Below are 25,622 nucleotides of genomic sequence, written 5' to 3'. Positions count from 1 at the left end.
ATGAACAGAACGATCACTTAAGGAACCCGCTACAATCGCGCTCCACTCAGGAGCCTTCATGTCCAAGCTGATCGCCGACTGGCGCGACCGCCTGACCCATCGCCGGGTCTGGGCGCTGGCTGCGCCGATGATTCTTTCGAACATTTCCGTGCCGCTGGTGGCGTTGGTGGACAGTACCGTCATCGGCCATCTGCCTCATGCCCATCAGTTGGGCGCAGTGGCGGTTGGCGCGAGTTTGTATACGGTGCTGGCGTGGGCCATGGGGTTCTTGCGCATGGGCTCCACCGGGTTCGCCGCCCAGGCTGCCGGGCGCGGTGACGGCGCGGCGCTGCGGCAAGTGCTGGCGCAGGGGCTGCTGCTGGCGCTGGGGTTGGCGGTGGTGCTCGGTGTCGTCGGTGTGCCGTTGAGTGGCGTGGCGTTGCACTTCATGCAGCCTTCGGCCGAGCTCGAGCAGTTGACCCGGGATTTCTTCCATACCCGACTGTTCGGCCTGCCGGCGGCGCTGGCCAGTTATGCGCTGGTGGGCTGGTTTCTCGGTGCGCAGAATGCCCGGGCGCCGCTGGCGATCCTGCTGGTGACCAACCTGGTGAACATCGTCTTGAACGTGTGGTTCGTGATCGGCCTGGACTGGGGCGTGATCGGCTCGGCCCGGGCCTCGGTGGCCGCCGAGTGGATCGGTGCACTGGTCGGCCTGGCACTGGCACACAAAACCCTGCGCAGCTGGCCGGGGCGGATCGCCTGGGCTGCCTTGGGTCTATGGCAGAACTGGCGCCCGCTGCTGGCGGTGAACCGGGACATTTTCATTCGCAGCCTGGCGCTGCAAGCGGTGTTTTTTCTGATCACGGTACAAGGTGCGCGCCTGGGGGACGCGACGGTGGCGGCCAATGCGCTGCTGCTCAACGGGTTGCTGTTGACCGCCCATGCCCTGGACGGCCTGGCTCATGCGGTCGAAGCGCTGTGCGGCCACGCCATCGGCGCGCGCGACCGACTGGCCCTGCGCCGCTCGCTGGTGGTGTCCAGCGGTTGGTCGTTGATTGCCAGCCTCGGCTTTGCGTTGCTGTTCCTGCTCGCCGGCCACCTGTTCATCGACATGCAGACCAGCATCGCCGAGGTGCGCGACACCGCCTACCACTACCTGCCTTACCTGGCAGCCCTGCCACTGATTGCAGTGTCGAGCTACCTGCTCGACGGGCTGTTCATTGGCGCGACCCGCGCCCGGGAAATGCGCAACGGCATGCTGTTGACGCTGGTGCTGACGTTGCCCATCGCCTGGGTACTGCAAGGGTTGGGCAACCACGGGCTGTGGATCACGTTCCTGTTGTTCATGGCCCTGCGCAGCCTGACCCTCGGCGCGATTGCCTGGCAGTTGCAGCGGCACGACCGCTGGCTTGCACACACCGGGCAATGACCATTCAACCCTGGCCGCCCTGCCAATATCGGCGCAGTTGATCCAGGCGCTCGCGTTGCGAACCGTCCACCGGCCCCGGCTGCGCATCAGGGTATTGCAGACGCAGCCACAGCCAGTCGTCGAGCACCGGCCGCTCGGTAAACCCCAGCGCCAAGCCCTGCTGCATGTCGTCCCAGAGCCGACGATAGTCCCGCCCGGTGGAGCGGGACCACTGCCAGGCATGCCGCTCCAGCAGGCACAACTGCAGTTGGCTCTGCTGGCGGGCGCTGAGGCTGTGTTCATTTTCCAACGCGGCCCCCGGCAATCCCGGATTGGACAGTTGCTGCCAGCCCTGGCTGCCGATCGCCCGATCGGCCCAGGTGCCGCCAAACCAACGCACCAGGCGGATCGGCCCCAACCAGCAGCTAAGCGCCTGCGGGTCGCAGCCGTCGAAGAAATAGCTGGCGGTGTGCGGGTTGTAGTAGTTCAGCAGCGCTTTGTGATGCAGGCCCAGCGTCACCGTCAGCATGCGCCGCAGATGCACCAGCAGTTGTCTGGCAGGCGCCGGGCTGATCAACAACAGGCCAGGCCAAGAACGTGGGTCCAGATGGCAGAGACTGAGCAGCGCCGGCGACTGGCGCAAATCCACCAACAGCGGGCCATGCTCCCTGAGCCCATGCAACTCGGTGCTTTCGAACAAGGCAAAGCGCCGGGCCTCGGCGAATTGCTCTTGCAGCAGCCGTGCAGCCGCGGGGGCGCCAGGTAGGTCGAGCAGCAGCCACTGAGGCGTCGCCCCCGATATGGCGGCAGCACTCATGGAGCCACTCGCGTGAGCATGCGGCACGTACACAGTGGCTGGGCACACGGGCTGAAACAGCCGCCGCCGGGCAACAGGCACAGCAACACCAGCGGCTCGGCGCTGCGAATGGCAGTCAACAGCTTCGGGTCGACCGCCGATGGCAGCGGATCGGCGGACATCGTGCCAGCGGCGGATTCATCCAGCCGGCCCGAGTCGAGAAGCGCGCTGACCAACGGACGATCCGGATCGCCTTCGATAAAACTCACCAACACCTCGGTGCCGTCGAGCATCCGCCCCACCGCCTCGGCGGCCAGGTCCGGTGCCAACGGCAGCCAACAGTGGCCGGGACTCGCGCCCTTTCCCTGATAGGCCCAGTCGAATTGCACCGCCACTCGCCCCGTGTCCTGCACCGCCGGCTCGTCCACCTCAACTACCCAGCCGCGCTGCCGGCTCATCATCCTCGGCTTCGCAGGCACCCGCTCGGCCACGAACGGAACACCCCATTCAATGGCCTGGAAATGGTTGCCATAAATGCCCGCCTGGGCACGATGCTCGACCTTGGTCAACAGCCAACGCTGGTTCCAGCCAGTAAAAGGATGGCCCTTGAGCCTCAGCACCTGACCGCAGTGCAGGCCCGGCACATCGCTGCGCCCCTGGGCGGACAGCGCCGATGTCGTATCGGTTTGCACGCTGAAGGTCCGCACCCCGGGGGTGTTGCTGTCGTCGCCATAGCTCACGTCGCCGACACAGGGAAAGCTTGCGCGATGGTCAGCGAAAACCAGGCAATGCCCTTCCCGGGCGTGTTCGACATGAAAATGGATGCCCGCCTCGGCGCAAACGCGCTGGAGAAACTGCAGATCCGATTCCCGGTACTGGGTGCAGATGTCCCGCAAGGGATAATCGCCACTCAAGTCCAGGCACAGGCTGCGTCCGCTGATGCCATGGCCCTTGAGTACCTGGCGGATGATCTGCGGCACCGAACGACCACTGAACACCCGCTGGCTGAAGCGCTGCGCCAGACAAGCCAGTTTCGGCCCGATGCGCACCTGGCAGGCACCACCCTGGCGGGGCTGGACCAACTGGTGAAGTTGGCCGTGGATGCCCTGGCCCGCGCTTCCGAAACTCAACCAGACACTGCGGTACAACAGGCTCGCCAGGTCCAGGGTCGCATCGTGGAGCAACACCTGCGCTTCGTAGACGAAGGGCTCGCTGATGGCTTCGCTGCCGCTGAAGGCCACGACGACGAAGGGCTCAGGCAGACCGGCAATCTCCAGTCGGAATGATGACTCGCGGGCTGGATCGGACATCGGCGTTTCTCTACAGGAGGGGCGGTCGAGGATTCTCGCCGAGAGCCAGGGCGGAGTAGAGAGCCGAAGTACAAGTTCGGAAAGGGACTACACGAAATTAGGACAGCACTGCTTAAAAACACTGGAGCGCGGAAGTATCAGCAGCACAAATAAGAATGCCCTCCGGGTCTATCCGAAAAATCCCGCAACGTGTGGGATCGTTTCTGACAGATCGGAGGGCATTGCTGATTCCTGCTGAACAGCGGGCAGATACGGACCTGTGGCGAGGGAGCTTGCTCCCGCTGGGACGGTCCGACGCCTCGGGCGAAGCAGTCCCAAAAAAGCGCTGACGCTATCTCCCAGCAGACCGCGCCAGCCGGTTTTACGACGGCTGCGCCGCCGAGCGGGAGCAAGCTCCCTCGCCACAATGAATCTCGCCAGCCTCAAGCGAACACCCCCTGGCATAGAGGGTTGCTGCATCCTCAGGAAGACAGATACGAAGAACGCGTCAACCCCAGGCGCAAGGCATCCAGGAACTGGGTGCGTTCGGCGGCGCTGATGCGGGCGCTGGCGCACTTGTCGCGGTAGTGAGTCATCAGTTCCTCCGGCGACAGGTGCACGTAGCGCAGCATGTCTTCGATGGTGTCGTGGGTCTCGATACCGGCGTGGTACACGCTGCCGTCGGCGTTCTGGTAAATGTTCACCGAGTCGGTGTCACCGAACAGGTTGTGCATGTCGCCGAGGATTTCCTGGTAGGCGCCCACCAGGAAAATACCCAGCAGGTAGTCTTCGCCAGGGTTGAGGGCATGCACCGGCAGGCTGGTCTCGATGCTCTGCTCATCGACGTACTGCTTGATCTTGCCGTCGGAGTCACAGGTCAGGTCTTGCAGCACGGCGCGACGCAGCGGCTCCTCGTCGAGACGATGCAGCGGCAGGATCGGCAGCACCTGGCCGATGGCCCAGGTGTCCGGCAGGCTCTGGAACACCGAGAAGTTGCAGATGTACTTGTCGGCGAGCTTGTCGTTGAGTTCGTCCAGCACCTGGCGATGGGAACGCTGGCGGGCCTTCAGCGAGTTGTGCAGGCGGCGGCACACCGCGAAGTAGCACTGCTCGGCCAGGGCTTTTTCCGCCAGGGTCAGCTTGCCGTCGGCGTACTGGGCAGCCACGTCGCTCATGTAATGGGTGGCGCGCCAGTAGGTCTCGGTGACCATCTCGATGTCGGTCGGGCCCAGCAGGTCAACCAGCCACTGCACGGTCTCCGGCAGCTCCTGCTGGTTGTCGATCACCGGCACGTCGTCGTTGTGTTTCTCGACGTCGGTCACCTGCACCACCAGCATCGCGTGGTGAGCCGTCAGCGACCGGCCGCTTTCCGAGAAGATGTGCGGATGCGGCAGGCCCTGGGCATCGCAGAATTCCTTGAGCATGCCGACCACGACACCGGCGTAGTCGTCCATGTCGTAGTTGATCGAGCTGGCGTTGCGCGAGTGTGTGCCGTCGTAGTCCACCCCCAGGCCGCCGCCGACGTCGATGTGATCCACCGGCAGGCCAAGGTTGCGCAGCTCGCCGTAGTAACGGATCGCTTCCTTGAAGCCGTGCTGGTAGTCCGCCAGGTTGGCGATTTGCGAGCCCATGTGAAAGTGCAGCAGGCGGATGCCCTGGTCCAGGCCCGCGGCGCGGAAGCGCTCGACCACCGACAGCAGTTGCGCGGCCGACAAGCCGAACTTGGACTTCTCGCCACCGGTATCGGCCCACTTGCTCGACGCCAGGGACGACAGGCGCACCCGCAGACCCACCTGCGGCTTGACCTTGAGCGAAGTGGCTTCTTCGATCACCAGGCCGACTTCGGACTCTTTCTCGATGACGATGAATACGTTATGGCCCAGCTTCTGGCCCATCAGCGCCAGGCGGATGAACTCGCGGTCCTTGTAGCCGTTGCAGACAATGGTCCCGCCTTTCGGTGCCAGGGCCAGCACGGCCAGCAGCTCCGGCTTGGAACCGGCTTCCAGGCCAATGGAAACGTTCTGCGTGGCGATGATGTTCTCGATCACCGCTTCCTGCTGGTTGACCTTGATCGGGTAGAGCGCGGTGTATTGGCTCTGGTATTCCAGGCGCGCGATGTTGCTGTCGAACGCACCGGTGAGCTGGCGCACGCGGTCTTGCAGGATGTCGGGAAAACGCACCAGCAAAGGCAGCGACAAGCCGCTCTGGCGCAACTGGTCGACCTGCTCGAACAGGTCGATGGGCGAACTGTCGGGACCGTTCGGACGGACTTCGACGCGACCGGCTTCATTGATCGCGAAATAACCGGCCCCCCAATGGCGAATCCCGTAAACACTGCGGCTGTCCGCAACTGTCCATTGGCTGCCATCGTCTTTGCGTGTGCGTCGTACGGACATCGAAGTCCCCTATAAAGAAGTCAAAATGCACCATCCGGTCGGAGGCTGGGGCAGTCTAGAGAGTGAAAATGACGAATTGTCTGTCAGCAGGGTAGACCCTGCTGCCAGCGATGAGTTTAGAAACCCGTTCAGAACAGGCAGCGGCCGCTAGCCGCCGGATTTCTTTGCCTTGAAGCCGTGCTTGGCCAGTTCCGCCAGCAACAGCTCGACGTGATCGCCCTGGATCTCGATGATGCCGTCTTTCAAGGCACCACCGGTGCCACAGCGTTTCTTCAACGTGGTCGCCAGTTCCTTGAGCGCGTCTTCGGCCAGCGGCACGCCGGTGATCGTGGTCACCGTCTTGCCGCCACGGCCTTTGCTTTCACGGCGCACGCGGGCAATGCCATCACCTTGCGGGATGACGGTCTGTTTGCAGATGCAGGCATCCACCGGTTGACGGCAATCAGGGCAATGACGACCGGCGTCGGTAGAAAATACCAGGCCGCCCAGGGCGGCGAAGGATGCGGCTTTTTTGGCCACCGGCAATCCTCTCGGGAGGACAAAGACTGGTCGAAGGGCAACCTGCCCCGACCGCGAAGCCCCACTCAGGCAGGGGCAGCGCTACTGGACCGCAGACGCGGTTCAGCTTGAAAAGTCGCGCAGTGTAACGGCAAAAAGCCGACTTGCTAAGGGCCTATCGGCGCCAATTTACAGCTTCTTTGCGACGCTTTCGCCATGGGCCCGCAAATAGCGCTCGAGCGCCGCCAGGGAGTCCGGGCAGTAGGGCTTGCGCTGGATTTCGTCGAGCACTTGTTCGATGGGCAAGAAGCGCGCTTCGAGCACTTCTTCAGGTTGCAGGATCAGCGGACCGTCCCACACCGCCGAGAAGGCCGAGCACCACAGGCGGCTGCCGGGATCTTCGAAGTAGAAATGGTCGTGGGCCGTCAGCTCAACGCCGCTCACGCCCAATTCTTCCGCCAGCTCACGGGCGGCCGACTCGGCGTAGGTCTCGCTCGCCTGGACCATGCCGCCCGCCGCCACGTCCCAGAAACCCGGATAGATGGCCTTGCTCAGGGTGCGCCGATGAACACACAGCTCACCGGCCGAATTGAACAGCATGATGTAGGTGCCGCGACCGATCAGCCCGCGTTCACGCAGGTCCGAACGCACCAGGCTGCCGAGCAGGTTGTCGTGCTCATCGACCCAAGCGATCAGCTCGGCATCCGAGGCCGCTCGGTGAGCGACCTCCCGGCTGCTGTCATTCATCGATCAGCCCTGGTTGAGCAACTGCCGCAAGTCGATGACCGCCGCGTTGGCCCGGGAAATGTAGTTGGCCATGACCAGCGAGTGGTTCGCCAGGACACCGAAGCCGCTGCCGTTGAGGATCATCGGGCTCCAGACCGGCTCTTGGGAGGCTTCCAGTTCACGAATGATCTGCCGCACGCTGACCGTGGCATTCTTTTTCGCCAGCACATCGGCGAAGTCCACTTCGATGGCACGCAGCAGGTGCGACAGCGCCCAGGCCTGGCCGCGAGCTTCATAGAACACGTTATCGATCTGCAACCACGGGGTCTCGACCACCTCTTCATCCACCTGCGGCACCTGGCCCGGCGCCGGGACTTCGGTTTTCAGCGCGGTGTTGAGCTTGACCCGGCCGACGCTGGCCGACAGGCGCTGGGACAGCGACCCCAGGCGCGTGCCGACATCGCCCAGCCAGTTGTTCAGGTTGTCGGCGCGGGCGTAGAACAGCGCGCTCTTCTGGCTCGGGTCAGACAGGCGGGCCTGGTAGCGGCTCAGGGAATTGATGCCTTCCTGGTACTCCGACTCACTGGAGGGCAGCACCCAACTGCGGTTATCGAAGTTGAAGCGTGGCTCGGCCTTGGCCAGGTCGGCGTCCTCGGCGGACTGGGACTGGGAGCGGGCAAAATCCTTGCGCAAGGCCCGGCTCAGGTCGCGGACCTGCACCAGTACGCCGTATTCCCAGCTCGGCATGTTGTCCATCCACAGGCCCGGCGGGAAACGGTCGTTGGAGATATAGCCGCCCGGCTTGGTCAGCAGGGTTCCGGCCACGTTCTTGAGGGTTTCGACGGTGGTGTAGCCCACCACCATTTGCCGGCCATCCTTTTCGGCGGCGGCCTGGGCCGTCTGCTGCACCGGGAACAGCGCGGGTTCCTGGCTCCAGTACCAGCCGATGGCGATAGTGACTAGCAGGTACAGACCGATCAGCGTGGCCAGTGCACGGCTGAAAAACAGCCCACCCAGGTAGCTACGGGTGTCCGATTTCGGTTCGGCGGCACGTTCGGGCGCGCTGCCCGCGCGGTTTTTCCAGTCCAGCATGGTGATGTCCCTTCAATCACTTGAGTTCACGGTTCGACCACAACCCTACGTCATCGTGCCTGCCCTGGCGCACGATAATGCGGCGCCCATCATGCCGGTCGCGACAGGGGAATCGAGCAGCCACTATAAAGGAAGCGTGGCCATCGGCCTATGAGACTGGCGAGTCACAAACTGAATTTCACGCCGGGGCAGATTATTGACGTATGACACTCATGGGAATGAAAAGAGGTGCTAGCATAGAGCCACCAGTCGATCTCAGCATGCACCCTAACTAGTAGTCAGGATATGACCGAGCCAGAAGACCCCAGCCGTGAGCGCCTCAAGCACCACTTTGCCCAGCGGGTAATTCATCAGGCTCGTCAGATCCTGGAGATCTGGCAGCGCCTGCAACGCAGCGAGTGGTCAAGCACCGACCTGTCGGAACTCAGCGAAGCCAATTTGCGCCTGCTGCGTTTTGCCGAGCGCTTTGAACAGCCGGAGCATTCGCAGCTTGCCCAGGGCATCAGCCAGTCGTTGCAGGCGGTGGACGCCAATCGCGGACGTTTGAGCAGCCATCTGATCACCGAAATCAATCGCCTGATGCAGCGTCTGTCCCGCACCGGCCTGCGCCACGGCGACCAGCTCGAACAGACGTTCCTGCCACCGCTGCGCAAACCCATCTACGTGATGCTGCAAGACCACGACCGCGCCGAACGCCTGGCCAAACAGTTGGAATTTTTCGGCCTCAGTGCCCAGGCATTGAACAGTGTCGCGGCCTTCCGTGCTTCGATGCTCGAGCGTTTGCCTGCAGCGATTGTCATGGACGTGGACTTCAGCGGCCCCGGTGCGGGCCTGAAACTGGCGGCCGAAGCCCAGGAAGGCCTGGAGCAACCGCTGCCATTGCTGTTTTTCAGCCTGCTGGAAACCGACACGCCGACGCGCCTGGCGGCTGTGCGCGCCGGCGGCCAGGAATTCCTCACCGGCACCCTCGAAGCCTCGAGCCTGCTGGAAAAGATCGAAGTGCTGACCTGCGTTGCCCAGTACGAACCTTACAAAGTGCTGATCATCGACGACTCCCGCGCCCAGGCCTTGCACACCGAACGTCTGCTCAACAGCGCCGGCATCGTCACGCGCACGCTGATCGAGCCGATCCAGGCCATGGCCGAGCTGGCGGATTTCCAGCCGGACCTGATCATTCTCGACATGTACATGCCGGCCTGCACCGGCACGGAATTGGCCAAGGTGATTCGCCACAATGACCGCTACGTCAGCGTGCCGATCATTTACCTGTCCGCCGAAGACGACCTGGACAAACAGCTCGACGCCATGAGCGAAGGCGGCGATGACTTCCTGACCAAACCGATCAAGCCCCGGCACCTGATCACCACCGTGCGCAACCGCGCGGCCCGGGCCCGCAACCTCAAGGCCCGAATGGTGCGCGACAGCCTCACCGGGCTGTACAACCACACGCATATTCTGCAACTGCTGGAAGATTGCAGCTTCCGTGCGCGCCGCGAGGGCAAGCCGCTGAGCTTTGCCATGCTCGACATCGATCATTTCAAACGGGTCAATGACAGCCACGGTCACCCCATGGGCGACCGGGTGATCAAGAGCCTGGCGCTGTTTCTCAAGCAGCGCCTGCGCAAGACCGATTTCATCGGTCGTTACGGCGGCGAGGAGTTCGCCATCGTCATGCCCGACACCGACATCGATGCCGCCTGCAAGGTGCTGGATGAAATCCGCCAGCGCTTTGCCGAGATCCACTATCCGGCCCAGCCCCATGACTTGTGGTGCACCTTCAGCGCTGGCGTGGTGGAAATGAGCGAAGACAGCGACAGTCTGATGATGGCCAGCCAGGCGGACGAAGCGCTGTACCGCGCCAAGCATGCAGGACGCAATCGGGTGCAGAGCGCACGGCAATCAAAGCAAAGTGCCACCTTTTCATCGGAATCGACCGATTCGGTCATAAACCTGTAACCCTAGCGCAATAAATTCAGGCACTTACGATTCTGCCCGTGGTAGACACTCGATGCGCCTGAAGCTGCTGACCAATCTCAATACCGTTCTTTTAGTTGCCGTGTGCCTGGGGCTGGGGGCCACATTGTGGTGGTCGCAGATCGCCCTGGAACGCCCTTACCTGCTGATGGAACGCTACCTGGGCCTGTCGCGGCAATTCCAGGGTGAGGTGGCGCGCAACATCGAGGAGTATCTGGGCAATGGTGATGCCTTGCGCCTGAGCGCGGCCACCCAGGCCCTGGAAACCCTGCAAAAGGAACTCGATCAATTCCCGCCGGAACTGGCCAGGACCCTGCGCCCGAGCCTGTCCAACCTGGACGAATTCAGCAAGACCGATCTGTTGGCTGCCGGCAAGCTGGCCGGTGACCCACAGGCCCTGCTGTTGCAGGCCGAACGTGAGCTGAGCGCCAGCCTCGACCAACTTGTCCGCTACGCCAACGGCGCCCAGGCCTACCTGCCGCCGTTGTTCGAAGCGTCGCAGCACCTGGGCCGGTTGTCCCTGGCGCGGGACAAACTGGTCAGCAGCGGTCGCAGCGAACTGGCCGCCGATGCGGAGCGGGAACTGGCCAGCATCCGCACCCAGGCCGAACACATCGACGGCCTGCCGTTGCTCGGCGTTACGGCCAGCAGCGAAACCGCCGGTGATGACTTTGCTGCCCTGATGGGTCTGCAAACCGAGGAAAAAGCCGCCGCCGAAGACGCCGGCATCGCCCTCAAGCGCGAGCTCAACAGCCTGCTGGGGCGCTACCCCGCCGAGCTGGCGCGCACCCGCAACCTGATCCAGAAACGCACCGAGCTGAGCAACGCCACGCACGTGAAGACCGCTGACGTGCAACAGGCGATCGATGCCATGGAACCTGCGGTACGAGCCCAGCATGGACAGATCCAGGGAGAGGTCCGACTGATCCAGGGGCTGATGATTGGCCTGATCCTGTTGATCGCGCTGCTGATCGACACCTTGCAGCGGCGCCTGGCCCGAACCCTGACGCACCTGGCACCGGCCCTGTCGACTTGGGCCGAGGGTGATTTCAGCGACGATATTCATGTCGGCGCCAGCAACCGCGAATTGCAGGACATCCAGGCCTCGCTCAATCGGCTGCGGGCTTATCTGGTGGATCTGGTGGGCACCATCCGGGTGAACGCCGAACAGGTCGCCGACAGCAGCCGGACCCTGGCCGACCTCAGTGGCGAATTGCACGGTGGCGCCGAGGATCAGGCCAGTGACACGGCGCTGATCCGTGATTCCCTCAGCGAATTGGAGGCGACCATCCAGCAAGTGGCCGGAGACGCCAGCCAGGCCGCCGACGCCAGCCGCAGCGCCGGCGAGGCTGTGGAGCAAGGGCAGAAAGTCATCGGCCTGAGCCTTACCGGCCTGCATGCACTGGTGGGAGAAGTGCAAGGCAACGCGCAGATGATCGAACAACTGGCCGAAGAGTCGGCCACCATCGGCGGCGTGCTGACAGTGATCCGCTCGATTGCCGACCAGACCAACCTGCTGGCGCTGAACGCCGCCATCGAAGCCGCCCGCGCCGGGGAAATGGGCCGGGGTTTCGCGGTGGTGGCCGAGGAAGTCCGCTCCCTGGCCCAACGCACCGCCGGGGCTACCGCCGAGATCCAGGCACTGATCGCCCGCCTGCAACTGGCCGCCCGCCAATCGGTGGACGGCATGCGCGCCCAGGTCGAACACGCCGAAGCCACCGCCAGCCAGGCACAAGCGGCCGACGGCGCGCTGGATGAAATCGTCGGCGCCATCCAGACCATCGCCGATACCGCGGTACGCATCGCCGACGTCACCGCGCAACAAAGCGGCGCCGTCAGCGAAATCCGCGATCACAGCGAACGGATCCACCAACTGGGCGGGGACAACCTGCTGCGAATCGGCCAGGGCCGGCAACAGGGTGACAACCTACTGGTGCTCGGTGGCAGGTTGCATACGGCGGTGCAGGCGTTTCGGGTGTGAGCATTGGTTGTTTATTGAAACGCCTGAAGCTGTCGGAAATACCTACATCTAGATGAAGGATATCTCTGAGATGTGCATGGGAAAAATCCGTGGCGCTCTTGAACGGTTATCCAAGTGCTAGGTTGCTTATCCCGAGCGCAAACGTTATGGGAGCAACCGATACAACCACGGCGGAATTTGGCACACGGCGGGGACGAGCCCCGCTCGGTGGCGATCCAGTCGGTCAGCGATGGATCAAGGAGGAGATAAGGTATGCCAGATTCAGGAACGTCTAGTAAGCCCGGCCCTCTCGCGGTCATTTGCGTAGTGCTTGTTCTCGCGCTGGCCTACGTCAGTTGGTTATGTTTCTTCTCTCGCAATACGCCTCAACTGACACAGGTGGTATTACGATCTCCCCTGACTCACAACGCCTTTATCTATGGCGTCAAGGACGACCGTGGCGGCGCGACGGTGCCCTTCAGTTATCGGTACTACGTCTATCAATCTCTGATTGCCGACAGCGACATCCTTTCAGAATTGAAAACCGCAACGCCGTTCCTCGTCACTCGGGATGAGTCCATAACCGTCGATGTGCAGGGAGAGACGGTTACTGTGGTGGTTGATAAAGAAATCTATGACTACCACAGCAATACCCTTTATCGACATGCCAATGGCGACGAGTACACACCTGTGGCTATTTACTTGCGATCAAGTCCTGGGAGTTGAGAGATAGAGCGACTGTGAGGCCACATCGCGAGCAAGCTTGCTCCCACATTTGGATCGAGGTACAACCGAAACAACCAGGCCGGCCTTCAGACCGCCTCGCTTTGGCTTTGGCTTTTGATCTTGGGCGCCCCGTTAACCACAAGGGCCGAACGCAGGTATTGCGTAGTGGGCAACCCGGCATGGATGCCGGGTTAGCCGCGCAGGGCCATGGATCGCCCTTCGCGGCGGGCCCACGGAGCAATGCCGGAGTGAGGGGACACCGAGCCTTGGCGAGGTGCCCAGTGGTGGGGCAAGGCGCTTTTGGTTACTTTTGGCGCCTTTTCAAAAGTGACCCGCCGTCAGGGCGGAACCATAAGTGGCCGTTACCGCAGAAATGGATATGTACATGGTCAAAATCCATACAGGCCATCAGGCCGCCATCGCGAGCAGGCTCGCTCCCACAGAGGACCTTGGCTGTTTGTGATTTTTCTGATCAGTGAAAACCTGTGCGGCTTGAGTGACCAAACTTAGGGCCATGGTCACAAATTTCCCGCAAACATCGCTCATCGTGCCGCCTATTGCCGAGAACTGGACAGTCATCAAGCCTTTGCGGCATAGTCGCCGGGTTCTGACACCTGCTCACAGAGAACAAGGAATAGCAGATGGCGACCCTATTGGTCCTGCATGGACCCAACTTGAACCTGCTTGGCACCCGTGAACCGGGCGTCTACGGGGCTGTGACCCTGGCCCAGATCAACCAGGACCTGGAGCAGCGGGCCCGCGCCGCAGGCCATCACCTGCTCCATCTGCAAAGCAACGCCGAGTACGAATTGATCGACCGCATCCATGCCGCGCGCGGCGAAGGCGTGGACTTCATTTTGATCAATCCCGCAGCTTTTACACATACAAGTGTCGCATTACGTGACGCGCTGCTGGCGGTGAGCATCCCATTCATCGAAGTGCATTTGTCCAACGTGCACAAACGCGAACCTTTCCGCCATCACTCTTACTTCTCCGACGTAGCGGTGGGAGTGATCTGCGGCCTTGGCGCCAGCGGTTACCGGCTGGCCTTGGAGGCCGCACTAGAGCAGCTTGAACAACAAGCTATACGCCCCTGACCGACCCTTGGGAGTTGATGATTCATGGATATCCGTAAAGTTAAGAAACTGATCGAATTGCTGGAAGAGTCCGGTATCGACGAGCTCGAGATCAAGGAAGGCGAAGAGTCCGTACGCATCAGCCGCCACAGCAAGACCCCGGCCCAGCAGTTCTACGCACCGGCACCGATGCAGGCTCCGGCCGCCGCACCGGCTCCAGCCGCACCTGCCGCTGCCGCCGCTGCTCCAGCCGCTGCCGCCGCGCCAACGCTCAACGGCACCGTTGCCCGTTCGCCTATGGTCGGTACCTTCTATCGCAAGTCTTCGCCAAGCTCGCCGTCCTTCGTTGAAGTGGGCCAGACCGTGAAGAAAGGCGACACCCTGTGCATCGTCGAAGCCATGAAGATGATGAACCACATCGAAGCTGAAACCAGCGGTGTGATCGAGTCCATCCTCGTCGAAGACGGCCAGCCGGTTGAGTACGACCAACCGCTGTTCACCATCGTTTGAACCGCGGAGAGCCTTCGATGACTGCGAAGCTGGAAAAAGTCCTGATCGCCAACCGCGGTGAAATTGCCCTGCGGATCCTGCGTGCCTGCAAAGAGATGGGCATCAAGACCGTCGCCGTTTACTCCAAGGCCGACAAGGAACTGATGCACCTGGGCCTGGCAGACGAATCGGTCTGCATCGGTCCGGCGTCGGCTGCGCATTCCTACCTGCACATCCCGGCGATCATCGCCGCCGCCGAAGTGACCGGCGCTACCGCCATTCACCCAGGCTATGGCTTCCTGGCGGAAAACGCCGACTTCGCCGAACAGGTCGAGAATTCCGGTTTTGCCTTCATCGGCCCGAAAGCCGAAACCATTCGCCTGATGGGCGACAAGGTGTCGGCCAAGCACGCCATGATCGCTGCCGGCGTGCCGACCGTTCCGGGTTCCGACGGCCCGTTGCCTGAAGACGAAGAAACCGCTCTGCGCATTGGTCGCGAAGTCGGTTATCCGGTGATCATCAAGGCCGCTGGCGGCGGTGGTGGTCGCGGCATGCGCGTAGTGCACAAGGAAGAAGACCTGATTTCCTCGGCGAAACTGACCCGCTCCGAAGCAGGCGCGGCGTTCGGCAACCCGATGGTCTACCTGGAAAAATTCCTGACCAACCCACGTCACGTCGAAGTCCAGGTGCTGTCCGACGGCCAGGGCCAGGCCATTCACCTGGGCGACCGTGATTGCTCGCTGCAACGTCGTCACCAGAAGGTCCTCGAAGAAGCGCCGGCTCCGGGCATCGACGAGCAGGCTCGCCAGGAAGTCCTGGCTCGCTGCGTCAAGGCCTGCATCGACATCGGCTACCGTGGCGCCGGCACCTTCGAATTCCTCTACGAAAACGGTCGTTTCTACTTCATCGAAATGAACACCCGTGTTCAAGTGGAGCACCCGGTTTCGGAGATGGTCACCGGTATCGACATCGTCAAGGAGATGCTCAGCATCGCCGCTGGCAACAAGCTGTCGTTTACTCAGGATGATGTTGTGATCCGCGGTCACGCGCTGGAATGCCGGATCAACGCCGAAGACCCGAAAACCTTCATGCCAAGCCCAGGCACGGTCAAGCATTTCCATGCCCCGGGCGGCAATGGCGTGCGCGTCGATTCGCACCTGTACAGCGGTTATGCGGTTCCGCCGAACTACGATTCGTTGATCGGCAAGCTGATCACCTACGGGGCAACCCGTGAGGAAGCCATGGCGCGCATGCGCAATGCGCTGGACGAAATCGTGGTGGACGGGATCAAGACCAACATTCCGCTGCACCGCGACCTGACCCGCGACGAAGGCTTCTGCAAAGGCGGCGTCAACATCCATTACCTGGAACACAAGCTGGCTGGCCAGGCTTGATGCCCAAGTGATGTAAAAAGTAACCCCGGCCGTTGGTAGCAATACGGTTCACTCAAGGTTTGTTGGATCACTGTGGCGAGGGAGCTTGCTCCCGCTGGACTGCGAAGCAGTCCCGGTTTTGTGAGTGCTTCGCACTCATGCGGGAGCAAGCTCCCTCGCCACGGGTCCGGTGATTTCCTTGGATGATCAATATTACGGACCCATGGCCGGGGTCTTTTTTTGCCTGGCGTTCGGGCTCAGCTCAACACCACCGTCGGCAGTGCTTGCGATTCGATTTGCGCCGCCGTCGCTGGCCCGCCATGGGAGGTGTGGACGACTCCATGGGCATCGGCGACCAGTGGTTCGCCGCGCACCCGCGTCATGAACCCACGCGCCCGCACCGACACCGGGTCGGTGCTGTTCTTCGCCCTCGCCAGTACCGGGATGTAGTAGCGTTCGACCTGACCGCGCGAGGTCTTGAACACGGAAGTGACGCCACTGCGCAGATCCAGTACGACACCATAGCTATTACCGAAGCAGGACGAGTACGACCAATGATCCCAGGCCGGCTCAAGCCCCTGGCGCCTCATCACCGAGCGGACCCGCCCGCCGATGTCGGTCCCCGTGAGCCAGTCCCCGCCCGCCAGGGTAACGCGAATGTCATTGGCCCCTCCTCCCAGGCGTTGCGTCACATCCCGGACGCTGCGCTCGATGAGCGGGCGGATGTTGTGATCGAAATGGATCACCGCTCCAACCCGGGTGCTCGGGTTGTACAAGGAAGCGATCACGCACGTCTGCGCGTTCAGGGAAAACAGATAGTTGTCGGCCACCGCCTCACTGAACCGGGCCACCACCGCCTCGCCCTGCAAGGCGCCCCTGGCCACGTCCGGAAAAACATGCCCGGGAAACGCTTCCCTCAGGTTGCTCACTCGCCCCAGGTTAAGCATCTGCTCATTGCCGCCGGGCAGACCGACCACATTGTGCGTCCATTTGCCATTGGCCATTCTGCGTATAGGCAATTTGTACAAGGCGTCGGGGCGCCGGGCATCCACCAGGCACAAGCCACCGAAGTGCGGGTCTTTACTGACCTGATAGTACCTACCGTTACTGCGCAGGTAGTAAGCACCACGCGGCCGGGTGGCGCTGGCAGGGCTGAGGTAGGTGCCATGGAAAATGCCCTCCTCGGTCACCAATTGCAGATGCTCGGGGGGTTTCCTGACAGCCTGCTTCGGATTGAATCGTAGGGGCTGGATCACCGGGCCCGCTTCCTTCGCCAGCACCGAGGTGCCCTGTCTCAAGCGCTGGGCGGACAATGACAAGGGCCGCACGGCAAGTTTCAGGCGCCTGACAGCCCCTCCCAGCAAACCGGCGATACCGGCTGCACCGAACACGGCGAACAACGCGCCCCAGGACGCCATCAACCAATGACCGAGTGCGCGGTCCGTATCGCCCTGCACATGGGCCTCAGTCGCCTGGCGGGAAGTGACGGCAATAAAGGCAACATCCAACAGCAAGGCAAAGGGCGGATACACCATGCACACAGGCGCGGCCACGAAGAGCAGGCCCTTGATGACCTGGTTCTGTACCACCTCGACCCGACTTTGAGTGATGTCCTGCACATCAACGATGGCGCGCTCAATGCTGGCATCGAACTCGGTCCGGATATCGTTCACCCGATTGAATTCGCGCAAGGTATCGACACGACGGGTCGCCGCTGCCAGCGCCGCCAACGAGCGCTTCACTGCGGCACGAGCCGAGAGCGCAACCCGGCCCAGCACATAGTCGTGCAGTCGGGCTGCGATGGCCGCGGAAAAATCCTGGTATTGGCGCAGCAAGACGCCGTCCGGGGCGTCGGGGGTGTACAACCAATAAAAGGCCCTCGGCTCGAAGTAGCTGAACACGTAGACGCCCGCCACGACATGGCCGCCGACGGTAAACCGGATCAGCCCCTCGCGCTGCACCACCTTTTCGGGATAGCCACTGCCCCTGGCCGATAGAGAATCGTCCGGCAACGCATCGCCCAGCAGCGTCACTTGCCGGGTCAGCCACCAGAACGCCGGATCATCCACTTGCGACCTGGCCCTGGCAACGCGCAAGTCGCGGTCCATCCGAGCCAGCAACAGGTTGTGCAGGGCAAGGCGACGCTTCATGTAGACCGGTGCCTGGGCATCCAGAAACTGTGCGCGGATCTGCCGTGCATACTGCTCGCCCAGGAAAGCACGGCGAATGTAGGTCGCCAGATCGGCACTGCGGACATTTCCCAGGTCCTGCCCAACCGATGAGCGCACGCCTTTTTCCGGGTGTTCGATTCCCCAATTGTCGTCGTAGCCATGGATCGCCAGCTCCAACAGGTTGGCGACTCTGGACGGCCCTCCGGCCAGCCCCGGCTTGTAGTCGATGAGCACCGTCGCGGGATCGACCGGTTCCGTTACGCCCTTGCCCAGCATGTACGGGGCGATGGCCTGGGCGACCGTGCGCTTGGCAAAATCCATGAACACTTCGTAGCCGGTCATCTGCTCATCGAAAACGCGCTGATGAACGCGGATTTCCTGGTTCAGGCTGCTGATGATCTGTCGTGACTCGAGCGGCAGCGCCACGTACCAGCGAGGCGATTGTTCGCGCTCCACCTGCGCCAGGTTATTGGCCAGGCCCATCGCCACGGCGTTTTCAAGACAGGCCTGTAAGTCAGTCGCCGCATTGCGGGGATCCTGGCCCAGGTCCCATGAAGTCGGCTTTTGCGCAACACCGGAAAAATACTCCCGGGCCAGCAGGCGATCGGCGGGGAACAGTTGCTGCAACAGGTACTCGCGACCAGCTTCCTCCTCGACCCACGCCCCCAGCTGCGCACTCACGGCCCGCAGCGAGGGCAGCTCGATCCACTCCTGGCCGTCCGGCTTGTCCGGGGCGTACAGCAACAGATCGCCTTGCAGGTCCTGGCGGGAGAACAGCAGCAACTCGGCACACTGCAGGTTGTTGGGAAGTATCAGGCCGGCCACCTGCAGGATGGGCGACGCCTGCGGATCCCACAGAGTCTTGAGCGCATCATGATTGCTGACCTGCAGATGACCTGCGCAGCGGGCAACGAACGCACTCTGGCGCAGCCGCGCCGCAAACCAATCAAGCATGGCGTCTTTCAGATCCGCCCGGGCATAGCGTTCGACCAGCGCCGACAGGTACCCGGCAGGGGCATCGACCTGCGCCAGCAACCTGGAGATGAAATCCGCCGACAGCGGCTGGTTGCGCAACATGGCGCCGTTTTCCACCAGGAACACCGACACCGCGTCCGGGCGCAGCGGCCCGGCCGCCAGCAACTCGCTCAAGCTGTGGGTTTGCAGTGGCTGGTCAAGTACGCCTCGCCACTGCAACTGCACGCGTATGGCATCGGGTTCCACTTCCATGTCCAGCTCATGCCTGACGTAAGCCTTGCCCTGGTGCCGGGCAAAGGCCTGCAATGAACCGAGGCCGTCGAGCAAGCCATCCAGCAGGGCCTGCGCCTGGGCAGTCTCGCCCTGATACGCCTTCAACAACCGCAGTTGCTCGTCATCCAAGTACCGCAACCATTGGGGCAATTGCTTGCGCGTCATTGCCTCCAGGTCCTGTCGCTCCTGGGGGGATGCCAATGCGGCCAGTGAACCCATCCGACGCCAGGCATCCTGGAAAGCTTCAATTCGTTCCCGCAGCTCCTCGACCTCAAGCCCTGCCAGTTGCTGGGGCAGCAATAGCCTGTCGAGCCGCGCCTGGTGATCTCCGAGCCGCTGGCTGATGACCCCCTCGAGGTCAGGATCAGGCTCGGTCAGTGCCCAATAGCGGCGCAAATAGTCTTTGTAATGCCTGATAAAACCTGCGGCGGCGCCCTCCAACACCTGGACGATGATCTCCTGGCGCTCAGTCGAAAAACCCCGATCAGGCCCCTCCGGCCAACGATAAGGCGCGTCCTGCTCTTCGTCAGCAAACACCCATTGCGGGTCGATCAACCGGCGTAGCACCGTCTCGATCAGCGTATCGATAAAATGCGGGTCGATATTGCCCTGTAGATAACGGGTGCGCAGCTCGACCAAGAGGTACTCTTCCAGCATTTGCAGCACGGTCATCTGGGCTTGCAATCGCGGGTCGATATGCGCTTGCCAGCGGGCCAGTCTTTCCAGGGCCGACTGTGGCGTTGACGCCTGCGCCAACGGGGCCGGTTGTCCGTCGTTCATATTGCTTTGCCGCTCGGCAGTGTTGTCCATCACATTGCTCCGTGTGGTTTGGACCCGCACCTTATTCGCCGCACGACATGCCATTGCCATACATATATATATCGAAACACCCGGCCGCCCGGCCGAGACTCGCTTATCCACATTGACCTCGACCTGGCGTACACTGCGCGCCTTTGCAGCCCCCGCGCTGCCCCCTGTAGATTTTTTCAAAGGTGCCCGCCATGCCTTGGCTGCAAGTACGTCTGGCCATCAGCCCGGAACAAGCCGAAACCTATGAAGACGCGTTTCTTGAAGTAGGCGCCGTGTCGGTCACGTTCATGGACGCCGAAGACCAGCCGATCTTCGAGCCGGAACTCAACACCACGCCGCTGTGGTCCCATACCCACCTGCTGGCGCTGTTCGAAGGCGGCACCGAGGCGGCCAGCGTGCTCGCCCACCTTGAGCTATTGACCGGCAGCCCGCTGCCCGAGCATCACAGCGAAGTGATCGAAGACCAGGACTGGGAACGCAGCTGGATGGACAACTTCCAGCCGATGCGCTTCGGCCAGCGCCTGTGGATCGTACCGAGCTGGCACGCCGCACCGGAGCCGGACGCCGTCAACCTGCTGCTCGATCCGGGCCTGGCGTTCGGCACCGGCACGCACCCGACCACCGCGCTATGCCTGGAATGGCTCGACGGCCAGGACCTCAAGGATTGCAACGTCCTGGATTTCGGCTGTGGCTCGGGGATCCTGGCGATTGCCGCGCTCCTGCTGGGCGCCAAGGAAGCGGTCGGTACCGACATCGACGTCCAGGCCCTGGAAGCGTCCCGCGACAATGCCGGGCGCAACCACATCGCCGCGGAGCTGTTCCCGTTGTACCTGCCGCAGGATCTGCCACAGGTCCGGGCCGACGTGCTGGTGGCCAACATCCTGGCCGGCCCGCTGGTCTCCCTGGCCCCACAGCTGTCGAGCCTGGTCAAGCCGGGCGGACGCCTGGCGCTGTCGGGCATCCTCGCCGAACAAGGCGAAGAAGTCGCCGCCGCCTATGCCGCGGACTTTGACCTGGACCCGATTGCCAATCGCGATGGCTGGGTGCGCATCACCGGGCGTCGGCGCTAGAATGGCCGCCTGTCTCAACCGGATTGCCGCATGACCGACAGCTTCGTCACCCAGTGTCCGCATTGCCACACCAGTTTTCGCGTCAGCCATGCTCAATTGAGCGTGGCCCGCGGGGTGGTTCGTTGCGGCTCGTGCCTGCAAGTGTTCAACGCCGCACGCCAGTTACTGGAAAAACGCACCGCCAATCAGGCCGTGGCCCCCGTTGCGCCCGCCCCCAAGCCAACCGTCGAAGCGCCACCCCGGGCGATCAGCCAGAAACAATGGTCGGCCGCCGAGCTGGATCTCGATGACCTGGACAAGGAGCTGGCACGCCTGGAACGGCGCGACACGCGAGCGCCGGGAAATACCGGCCGGCGCCGCGAAGACAACCTGAGCGCGCAACGCGAGCCGCAGACGGACGAGCATCAGGACTGGCCCGACAGCCTGTACAGCGAATCCCCCAGCGAGCGCGCCGAAGCCGTGCTGCAAACGCCCGTCGAACCGTTCGAGCCCCATGAGCCGGCCCGGCCACCGCGCACCGAGCCGTCCCTGTCCCTGGCCCTCGAGCCGCTGGAGCCGGACGACGAACCGGTCGTCCCGCTACGCCTGGCACCGGACGACGAGCCCGAGGAGCACCTTGAACGCCTGTCCGCTACCGACGATCACGACGACGACCACCACGATCCCGAGCCACCGGTGCCGCTGCGCAAGGCAAGGGAACGGCAGGAGCCGGATATACGCGCCGAGGCCCTTCACGACCTGGACGACGACCCGCTGCAACTGGACTGGCGCAAACGCCGCTCACCCTGGGGCCGACGGCTGCTGTGGGGCCTGCTGATACTGCTCGCCGCCGCGGCCCTGGGCGGTCAGTACATTGCCTATCATTTTGAAGAGCTGGCCCGCCAGGACCAATACCGTCCGTGGTTCCTGCAAATCTGCCCGACCCTGGGTTGCGACGTACCGTCCAAGGTCGAGATCAGCAAGATCAAGAGCAGCAACCTGGTGGTGCGCAGCCATCCGGAGTTCAGCGGGGCGTTGGTCGTGGATGCGATCATCTACAACCGGGCGCCCTTCTCCCAGCCGTTTCCACTGCTGGAACTGCGCTTCGCCGACCTCAACGGCCACCTGATCGCCAGCCGTCGCTTCAAGCCAGGGGAATACCTGGGCGGCGATCTCGAAGGCCGCGGCGAAATGCCGCCCCAGACCCCGATCCACATTGCGCTGGATATCCTCGACCCGGGCCCCAAGGCCGTGAACTACAGCCTGAGCTTCCATTCCCCCGAGTGAAGCCCGCCAGGGCCGATCGATTGGCGGCAACTTTCTGACTCGCCCCAGCCGGACCAAACCGCTGGCGATAACAAAATAGCTGTTCAGATTTTATCCAATTCGACCTTTATCCAGTCATCGAGAGCGGGTATCATGCCAACCCTTTTTCGAAGTCTCATGATCCGGCCCCACTTCAGGGAAGTCCTATGTCGGCGGTACGCATCGGCCCATACACATTGCACAACGGTCTGGTTCTCGCCCCCATGGCGGGCGTCACCGACCAGCCCTTTCGTCAGCTTTGCAAGCGACTGGGTGCAGGGCTCGTGGTTTCGGAAATGGTCACCAGCGACATGAGTTTGTGGAACACCCGCAAATCGCGTCTGCGCATGATCCACGAAGGCGATCCCGAGCCGCGCTCGGTGCAGATCGCCGGTGGCGACGCGCAGATGCTGGCGGAGGCGGCCCGGGCCAATGTGGCGATGGGCGCACAGATCATCGACATCAACATGGGCTGTCCGGCGAAGAAGGTCTGCAACAAGGCCGCAGGCTCGGCACTGTTGAAGGACGAGGCACTGGTTACCGAGATCCTGCAGGCGGTCGTCGCCGCGGTCGATGTGCCGGTGACCCTGAAGATCCGCACCGGGTGGGACCGGGCGAACAAGAACGGCCTGACGGTGGCGAAGATCGCCGAACAGGCGGGCATCACGGCGCTGGCGGTGCACGGCCGCACCCGTGCCGACCTGTACACCGGCGAAGCCGAGTACGACACCATCGCCGCGATCAAGCAGGCGGTGTCGATTCCGGTCTTTGCCAACGGCGACGTCGACTCGCCCGAGAAGGCCCGGTACGTGCTCGACGCGACCGGTGCCGACGGCCTGTTGATCGGTCGGGCCGCCCAGGGGCGGCCATGGATTTTTCGTGAGATCGAACACTTCCTGCGCACTGGCGAAAAGCTCGCTGCGCCGCAATTGTCCGAGGTGGAACGAATACTGCTGGAGCATCTGGCCGCGCTGCATGCCTTCTATGGAGAAGTCATGGGTGTACGCATCGCTCGCAAGCATGTGGGCTGGTATCTCGCAACCCTGCCGGGCGCCAGGGAGTTTCGCGCCCGTTTCAATCGTTTGGATGGTACACAAGCACAATGCGCCGACGTTCAGGCCTTCTTCGCTGAGCGCTACAAGAGCCTGACAGGGGACGAAGGGGTGGCCGCATGACGATGATGACCGAGACTTTAGTGAGTGGAACAACACCCGTGAGCGACAACGTGAATTTGAAACAGCACCTCAATACGCCCAGCGAAGAAGGTCAGACCCTTCGCGGGAGCGTCGAGAAGGCGCTGCACAATTATTTCGCCCACCTTGAGGGCGCTGCCGTCACGGATGTGTACAACCTGGTGCTTTCGGAAGTCGAGGCGCCTCTGCTCGAAAGCGTGATGAACTACGTCAAGGGCAACCAGACCAAGGCCAGTGAGCTGCTGGGCCTGAACCGCGGCACCCTGCGCAAGAAACTCAAGCAGTACGATCTGCTGTAAGCATTCAATCAAACCAGAAAGGCGCCCGCGTAAAAAACGGTCGCCTTTTTTGCTGACTTCCCTTGCTTTTGATGGAAATTGAAATGACCGACCAGACCACCCGCCTGCCGATCCGCCGCGCCCTGATCAGCGTCTCCGACAAGACCGGGATCCTCGAATTCGCCCGCGAGCTGCAACAGCTGGGCGTCGAGATTCTCTCCACCGGCGGGACCTTCAAGCTGCTGCAGGACAACGGCGTTGCCGCAGTGGAAGTCGCGGACTACACCGGTTTTGCGGAAATGATGGACGGTCGGGTCAAGACCCTGCACCCGAAAATCCATGGCGGGATCCTGGGTCGTCGCGGCATCGACGACGCGATCATGAATGAACACGGCATCAAGCCGATCGACCTGGTGGCGGTCAACCTCTACCCGTTCGAAGCCACCATCAGCAAGCCCGGCTGCGACCTGCCAACCGCCATCGAGAACATCGACATCGGTGGCCCGACCATGGTCCGCTCGGCGGCCAAGAACCATAAGGACGTGGCCATCGTGGTCAACGCCAGCGACTACGCCGGCGTCCTGGAAAACCTCAAGGCCGGTGGCCTGACCTACGCCCAGCGTTTCGACCTGATGCTCAAGGCCTTCGAACACACTGCGGCCTACGACGGCATGATCGCCAACTACATGGGCACCGTGAACCAGGCCGCCGAGACCCTGTCGACCGAAGGTCGCAGCGAATTCCCGCGCACCTTCAATACCCAGTTCGTCAAGGCCCAGGAAATGCGCTACGGCGAGAACCCGCACCAGAGCGCGGCGTTCTACGTGGAAGCCAAGCCGGCCGAAGTCGGCATCGCCACCGCCACCCAGCTGCAGGGCAAGGAACTGTCGTTCAACAACGTGGCCGACACCGACGCCGCGCTGGAATGCGTCAAGAGCTTCGTCAAGCCCGCCTGCGTGATCGTCAAGCACGCCAACCCGTGCGGCGTGGCCGTAAGCCCGGACGCCGAGGGTGGTATCCGCCAGGCCTACGAACTGGCCTACGCCACCGACACCGAGTCGGCATTCGGCGGCATCATCGCCTTCAACCGCGAGCTGGACGCCGAGACCGCCAAGGCCATCGTCGAGCGTCAGTTCGTCGAAGTGATCATCGCCCCATCGGTCAGCGAGGAAGCCCGCGCCATCGTCGCCGCCAAGGCCAACGTGCGCCTGCTGGCCTGCGGCCAATGGTCGGCTGACCGGGCGCCGGCCTGGGACTACAAGCGTGTCAACGGCGGCCTGCTGGTCCAGAGCCGTGACATCGGCATGATCGGCAGCGCAGACCTGAAAGTCGTGACCCAGCGCGCCCCGAGCGAGCAGGAAATCAACGACCTGATCTTCGCCTGGAAAGTCGCCAAGTACGTCAAGTCCAACGCGATCGTCTACGCCAAGAACCGCCAGACCATCGGTGTCGGCGCCGGCCAGATGAGCCGCGTGAACTCGGCCCGCATCGCCGCAATCAAGGCGGAACACGCCGGCTTGCAGGTACAGGGCGCGGTCATGGCTTCGGATGCGTTCTTCCCGTTCCGCGACGGCATCGACAACGCGGCCAAGGTCGGTATCACCGCGGTGATCCAGCCGGGTGGCTCGATGCGTGACAACGAAGTGATTGCCGCCGCCGACGAAGCCGGCATCGCGATGGTATTCACCGGCATGCGCCACTTCCGTCACTAACAGGACAACGGCCGCACTGAAGCCGGCATCTGCTGCGTTGGAGCCGACCTCGATGATGCTCATTGCCAAAAGGC

At 62.6% G+C, this 25,622-nt stretch carries 19 protein-coding genes; 12 read left to right on the top strand and 7 right to left on the bottom strand.

What is annotated here, in order from left to right; all coding sequences use genetic code 11:
* The first annotated feature begins 58 nt into the window (after positions 1 to 58).
* Positions 59 to 1,408 (top strand): MATE family efflux transporter, encoded by a 1,350-nt coding sequence (locus RGM2987_RS16610; RefSeq protein ID WP_245143205.1) that lies wholly within the window; start codon positions 59 to 61, stop codon positions 1,406 to 1,408.
* 4 nt (positions 1,409 to 1,412) lie between these two features.
* On the opposite strand, the gene RGM2987_RS16605 is transcribed toward RGM2987_RS16610, so the two are convergent.
* The 6 genes from RGM2987_RS16605 to RGM2987_RS16580 form a co-directional block, all read right to left on the bottom strand.
* Positions 1,413 to 2,204, bottom strand: coding sequence for a DUF4123 domain-containing protein (locus RGM2987_RS16605; protein ID WP_245143203.1), 792 nt, complete (start codon positions 2,202 to 2,204; stop codon positions 1,413 to 1,415).
* Positions 2,201 to 3,493, bottom strand: a complete 1,293-nt coding sequence (locus RGM2987_RS16600; protein ID WP_245143200.1) for a contractile injection system protein, VgrG/Pvc8 family — start codon at positions 3,491 to 3,493, stop codon at positions 2,201 to 2,203. The genes RGM2987_RS16605 and RGM2987_RS16600 overlap by 4 nt, the downstream gene beginning before the upstream one ends.
* Before the next feature lie 461 nt (positions 3,494 to 3,954).
* Positions 3,955 to 5,868, bottom strand: coding sequence for an arginine decarboxylase (gene speA, locus RGM2987_RS16595; protein ID WP_245143198.1), 1,914 nt, complete (start codon positions 5,866 to 5,868; stop codon positions 3,955 to 3,957).
* Positions 5,869 to 6,015: 147 nt separating this feature from the next.
* On the bottom strand, positions 6,016 to 6,387 hold the full coding sequence (locus RGM2987_RS16590) for a translation initiation factor Sui1 (RefSeq protein ID WP_245143196.1): 372 nt from the start codon (positions 6,385 to 6,387) through the stop codon (positions 6,016 to 6,018).
* A 168-nt stretch (positions 6,388 to 6,555) separates the two neighbouring features.
* Positions 6,556 to 7,113, bottom strand: coding sequence for an NUDIX hydrolase (locus tag RGM2987_RS16585; protein ID WP_245143194.1), 558 nt, complete (start codon positions 7,111 to 7,113; stop codon positions 6,556 to 6,558).
* Between the two features lie 3 nt (positions 7,114 to 7,116).
* Positions 7,117 to 8,184, bottom strand: coding sequence for a DUF2333 family protein (locus RGM2987_RS16580; protein WP_245143191.1), 1,068 nt, complete (start codon positions 8,182 to 8,184; stop codon positions 7,117 to 7,119).
* 285 nt (positions 8,185 to 8,469) lie between these two features.
* Between RGM2987_RS16580 and RGM2987_RS16575 the strand changes: the two genes are divergently transcribed.
* From RGM2987_RS16575 to accC, 6 genes are all read left to right on the top strand, one after another.
* Positions 8,470 to 10,140 (top strand): PleD family two-component system response regulator, encoded by a 1,671-nt coding sequence (locus RGM2987_RS16575; RefSeq protein ID WP_245143188.1) that lies wholly within the window; start codon positions 8,470 to 8,472, stop codon positions 10,138 to 10,140.
* A gap of 52 nt (positions 10,141 to 10,192) precedes the next feature.
* Positions 10,193 to 12,139: a methyl-accepting chemotaxis protein gene (locus RGM2987_RS16570; protein ID WP_245143186.1), complete on the top strand. Its 1,947-nt coding sequence runs from the start codon at positions 10,193 to 10,195 to the stop codon at positions 12,137 to 12,139.
* A gap of 252 nt (positions 12,140 to 12,391) precedes the next feature.
* Positions 12,392 to 12,844, top strand: coding sequence for a hypothetical protein (locus RGM2987_RS16565; RefSeq protein WP_245143183.1), 453 nt, complete (start codon positions 12,392 to 12,394; stop codon positions 12,842 to 12,844).
* A 641-nt stretch (positions 12,845 to 13,485) separates the two neighbouring features.
* A complete protein-coding gene (gene aroQ / locus RGM2987_RS16560) occupies positions 13,486 to 13,941 on the top strand; it encodes a type II 3-dehydroquinate dehydratase (protein ID WP_245143181.1) in 456 nt (151 codons plus the stop codon).
* A 24-nt stretch (positions 13,942 to 13,965) separates the two neighbouring features.
* Complete coding sequence (accB, locus tag RGM2987_RS16555) at positions 13,966 to 14,430, top strand: acetyl-CoA carboxylase biotin carboxyl carrier protein (protein WP_245143178.1); 465 nt, start codon at positions 13,966 to 13,968, stop codon at positions 14,428 to 14,430.
* A 17-nt stretch (positions 14,431 to 14,447) separates the two neighbouring features.
* The gene (accC, locus tag RGM2987_RS16550; protein ID WP_245143175.1) at positions 14,448 to 15,803 is read left to right on the top strand and encodes an acetyl-CoA carboxylase biotin carboxylase subunit; all 1,356 of its coding nucleotides are present in this window, start codon (positions 14,448 to 14,450) and stop codon (positions 15,801 to 15,803) included.
* Positions 15,804 to 16,039: 236 nt separating this feature from the next.
* On the opposite strand, the gene RGM2987_RS16545 is transcribed toward accC, so the two are convergent.
* A complete protein-coding gene (locus tag RGM2987_RS16545; protein WP_245143173.1) occupies positions 16,040 to 20,011 on the bottom strand; it encodes a type III effector 1 in 3,972 nt (1,323 codons plus the stop codon).
* Between the two features lie 191 nt (positions 20,012 to 20,202).
* On the opposite strand from RGM2987_RS16545, the gene prmA reads away from it, so the two are divergent.
* From prmA to purH, 5 genes are all read left to right on the top strand, one after another.
* Positions 20,203 to 21,081 (top strand): 50S ribosomal protein L11 methyltransferase, encoded by an 879-nt coding sequence (gene prmA, locus RGM2987_RS16540; protein ID WP_245143171.1) that lies wholly within the window; start codon positions 20,203 to 20,205, stop codon positions 21,079 to 21,081.
* Positions 21,082 to 21,111: 30 nt separating this feature from the next.
* A complete protein-coding gene (locus RGM2987_RS16535) occupies positions 21,112 to 22,347 on the top strand; it encodes a DUF3426 domain-containing protein (RefSeq protein WP_245143168.1) in 1,236 nt (411 codons plus the stop codon).
* A 185-nt stretch (positions 22,348 to 22,532) separates the two neighbouring features.
* The gene (gene dusB, locus RGM2987_RS16530) at positions 22,533 to 23,540 is read left to right on the top strand and encodes a tRNA dihydrouridine synthase DusB (protein ID WP_245143166.1); all 1,008 of its coding nucleotides are present in this window, start codon (positions 22,533 to 22,535) and stop codon (positions 23,538 to 23,540) included.
* Positions 23,537 to 23,857 (top strand): DNA-binding transcriptional regulator Fis, encoded by a 321-nt coding sequence (gene fis, locus RGM2987_RS16525; protein ID WP_003186237.1) that lies wholly within the window; start codon positions 23,537 to 23,539, stop codon positions 23,855 to 23,857. Before dusB ends, fis begins: the two co-directional genes overlap by 4 nt.
* A gap of 83 nt (positions 23,858 to 23,940) precedes the next feature.
* Positions 23,941 to 25,548 (top strand): bifunctional phosphoribosylaminoimidazolecarboxamide formyltransferase/IMP cyclohydrolase, encoded by a 1,608-nt coding sequence (gene purH / locus RGM2987_RS16520; RefSeq protein ID WP_245143163.1) that lies wholly within the window; start codon positions 23,941 to 23,943, stop codon positions 25,546 to 25,548.
* Positions 25,549 to 25,622: the final 74 nt, after the last annotated feature.

The organism is Pseudomonas sp. RGM2987 (genome assembly GCF_022952855.1).
Classification (GTDB): Bacteria; Pseudomonadota; Gammaproteobacteria; order Pseudomonadales; family Pseudomonadaceae; genus Aquipseudomonas.
This window is presented reverse-complemented; position numbering and strand designations above follow the sequence as displayed.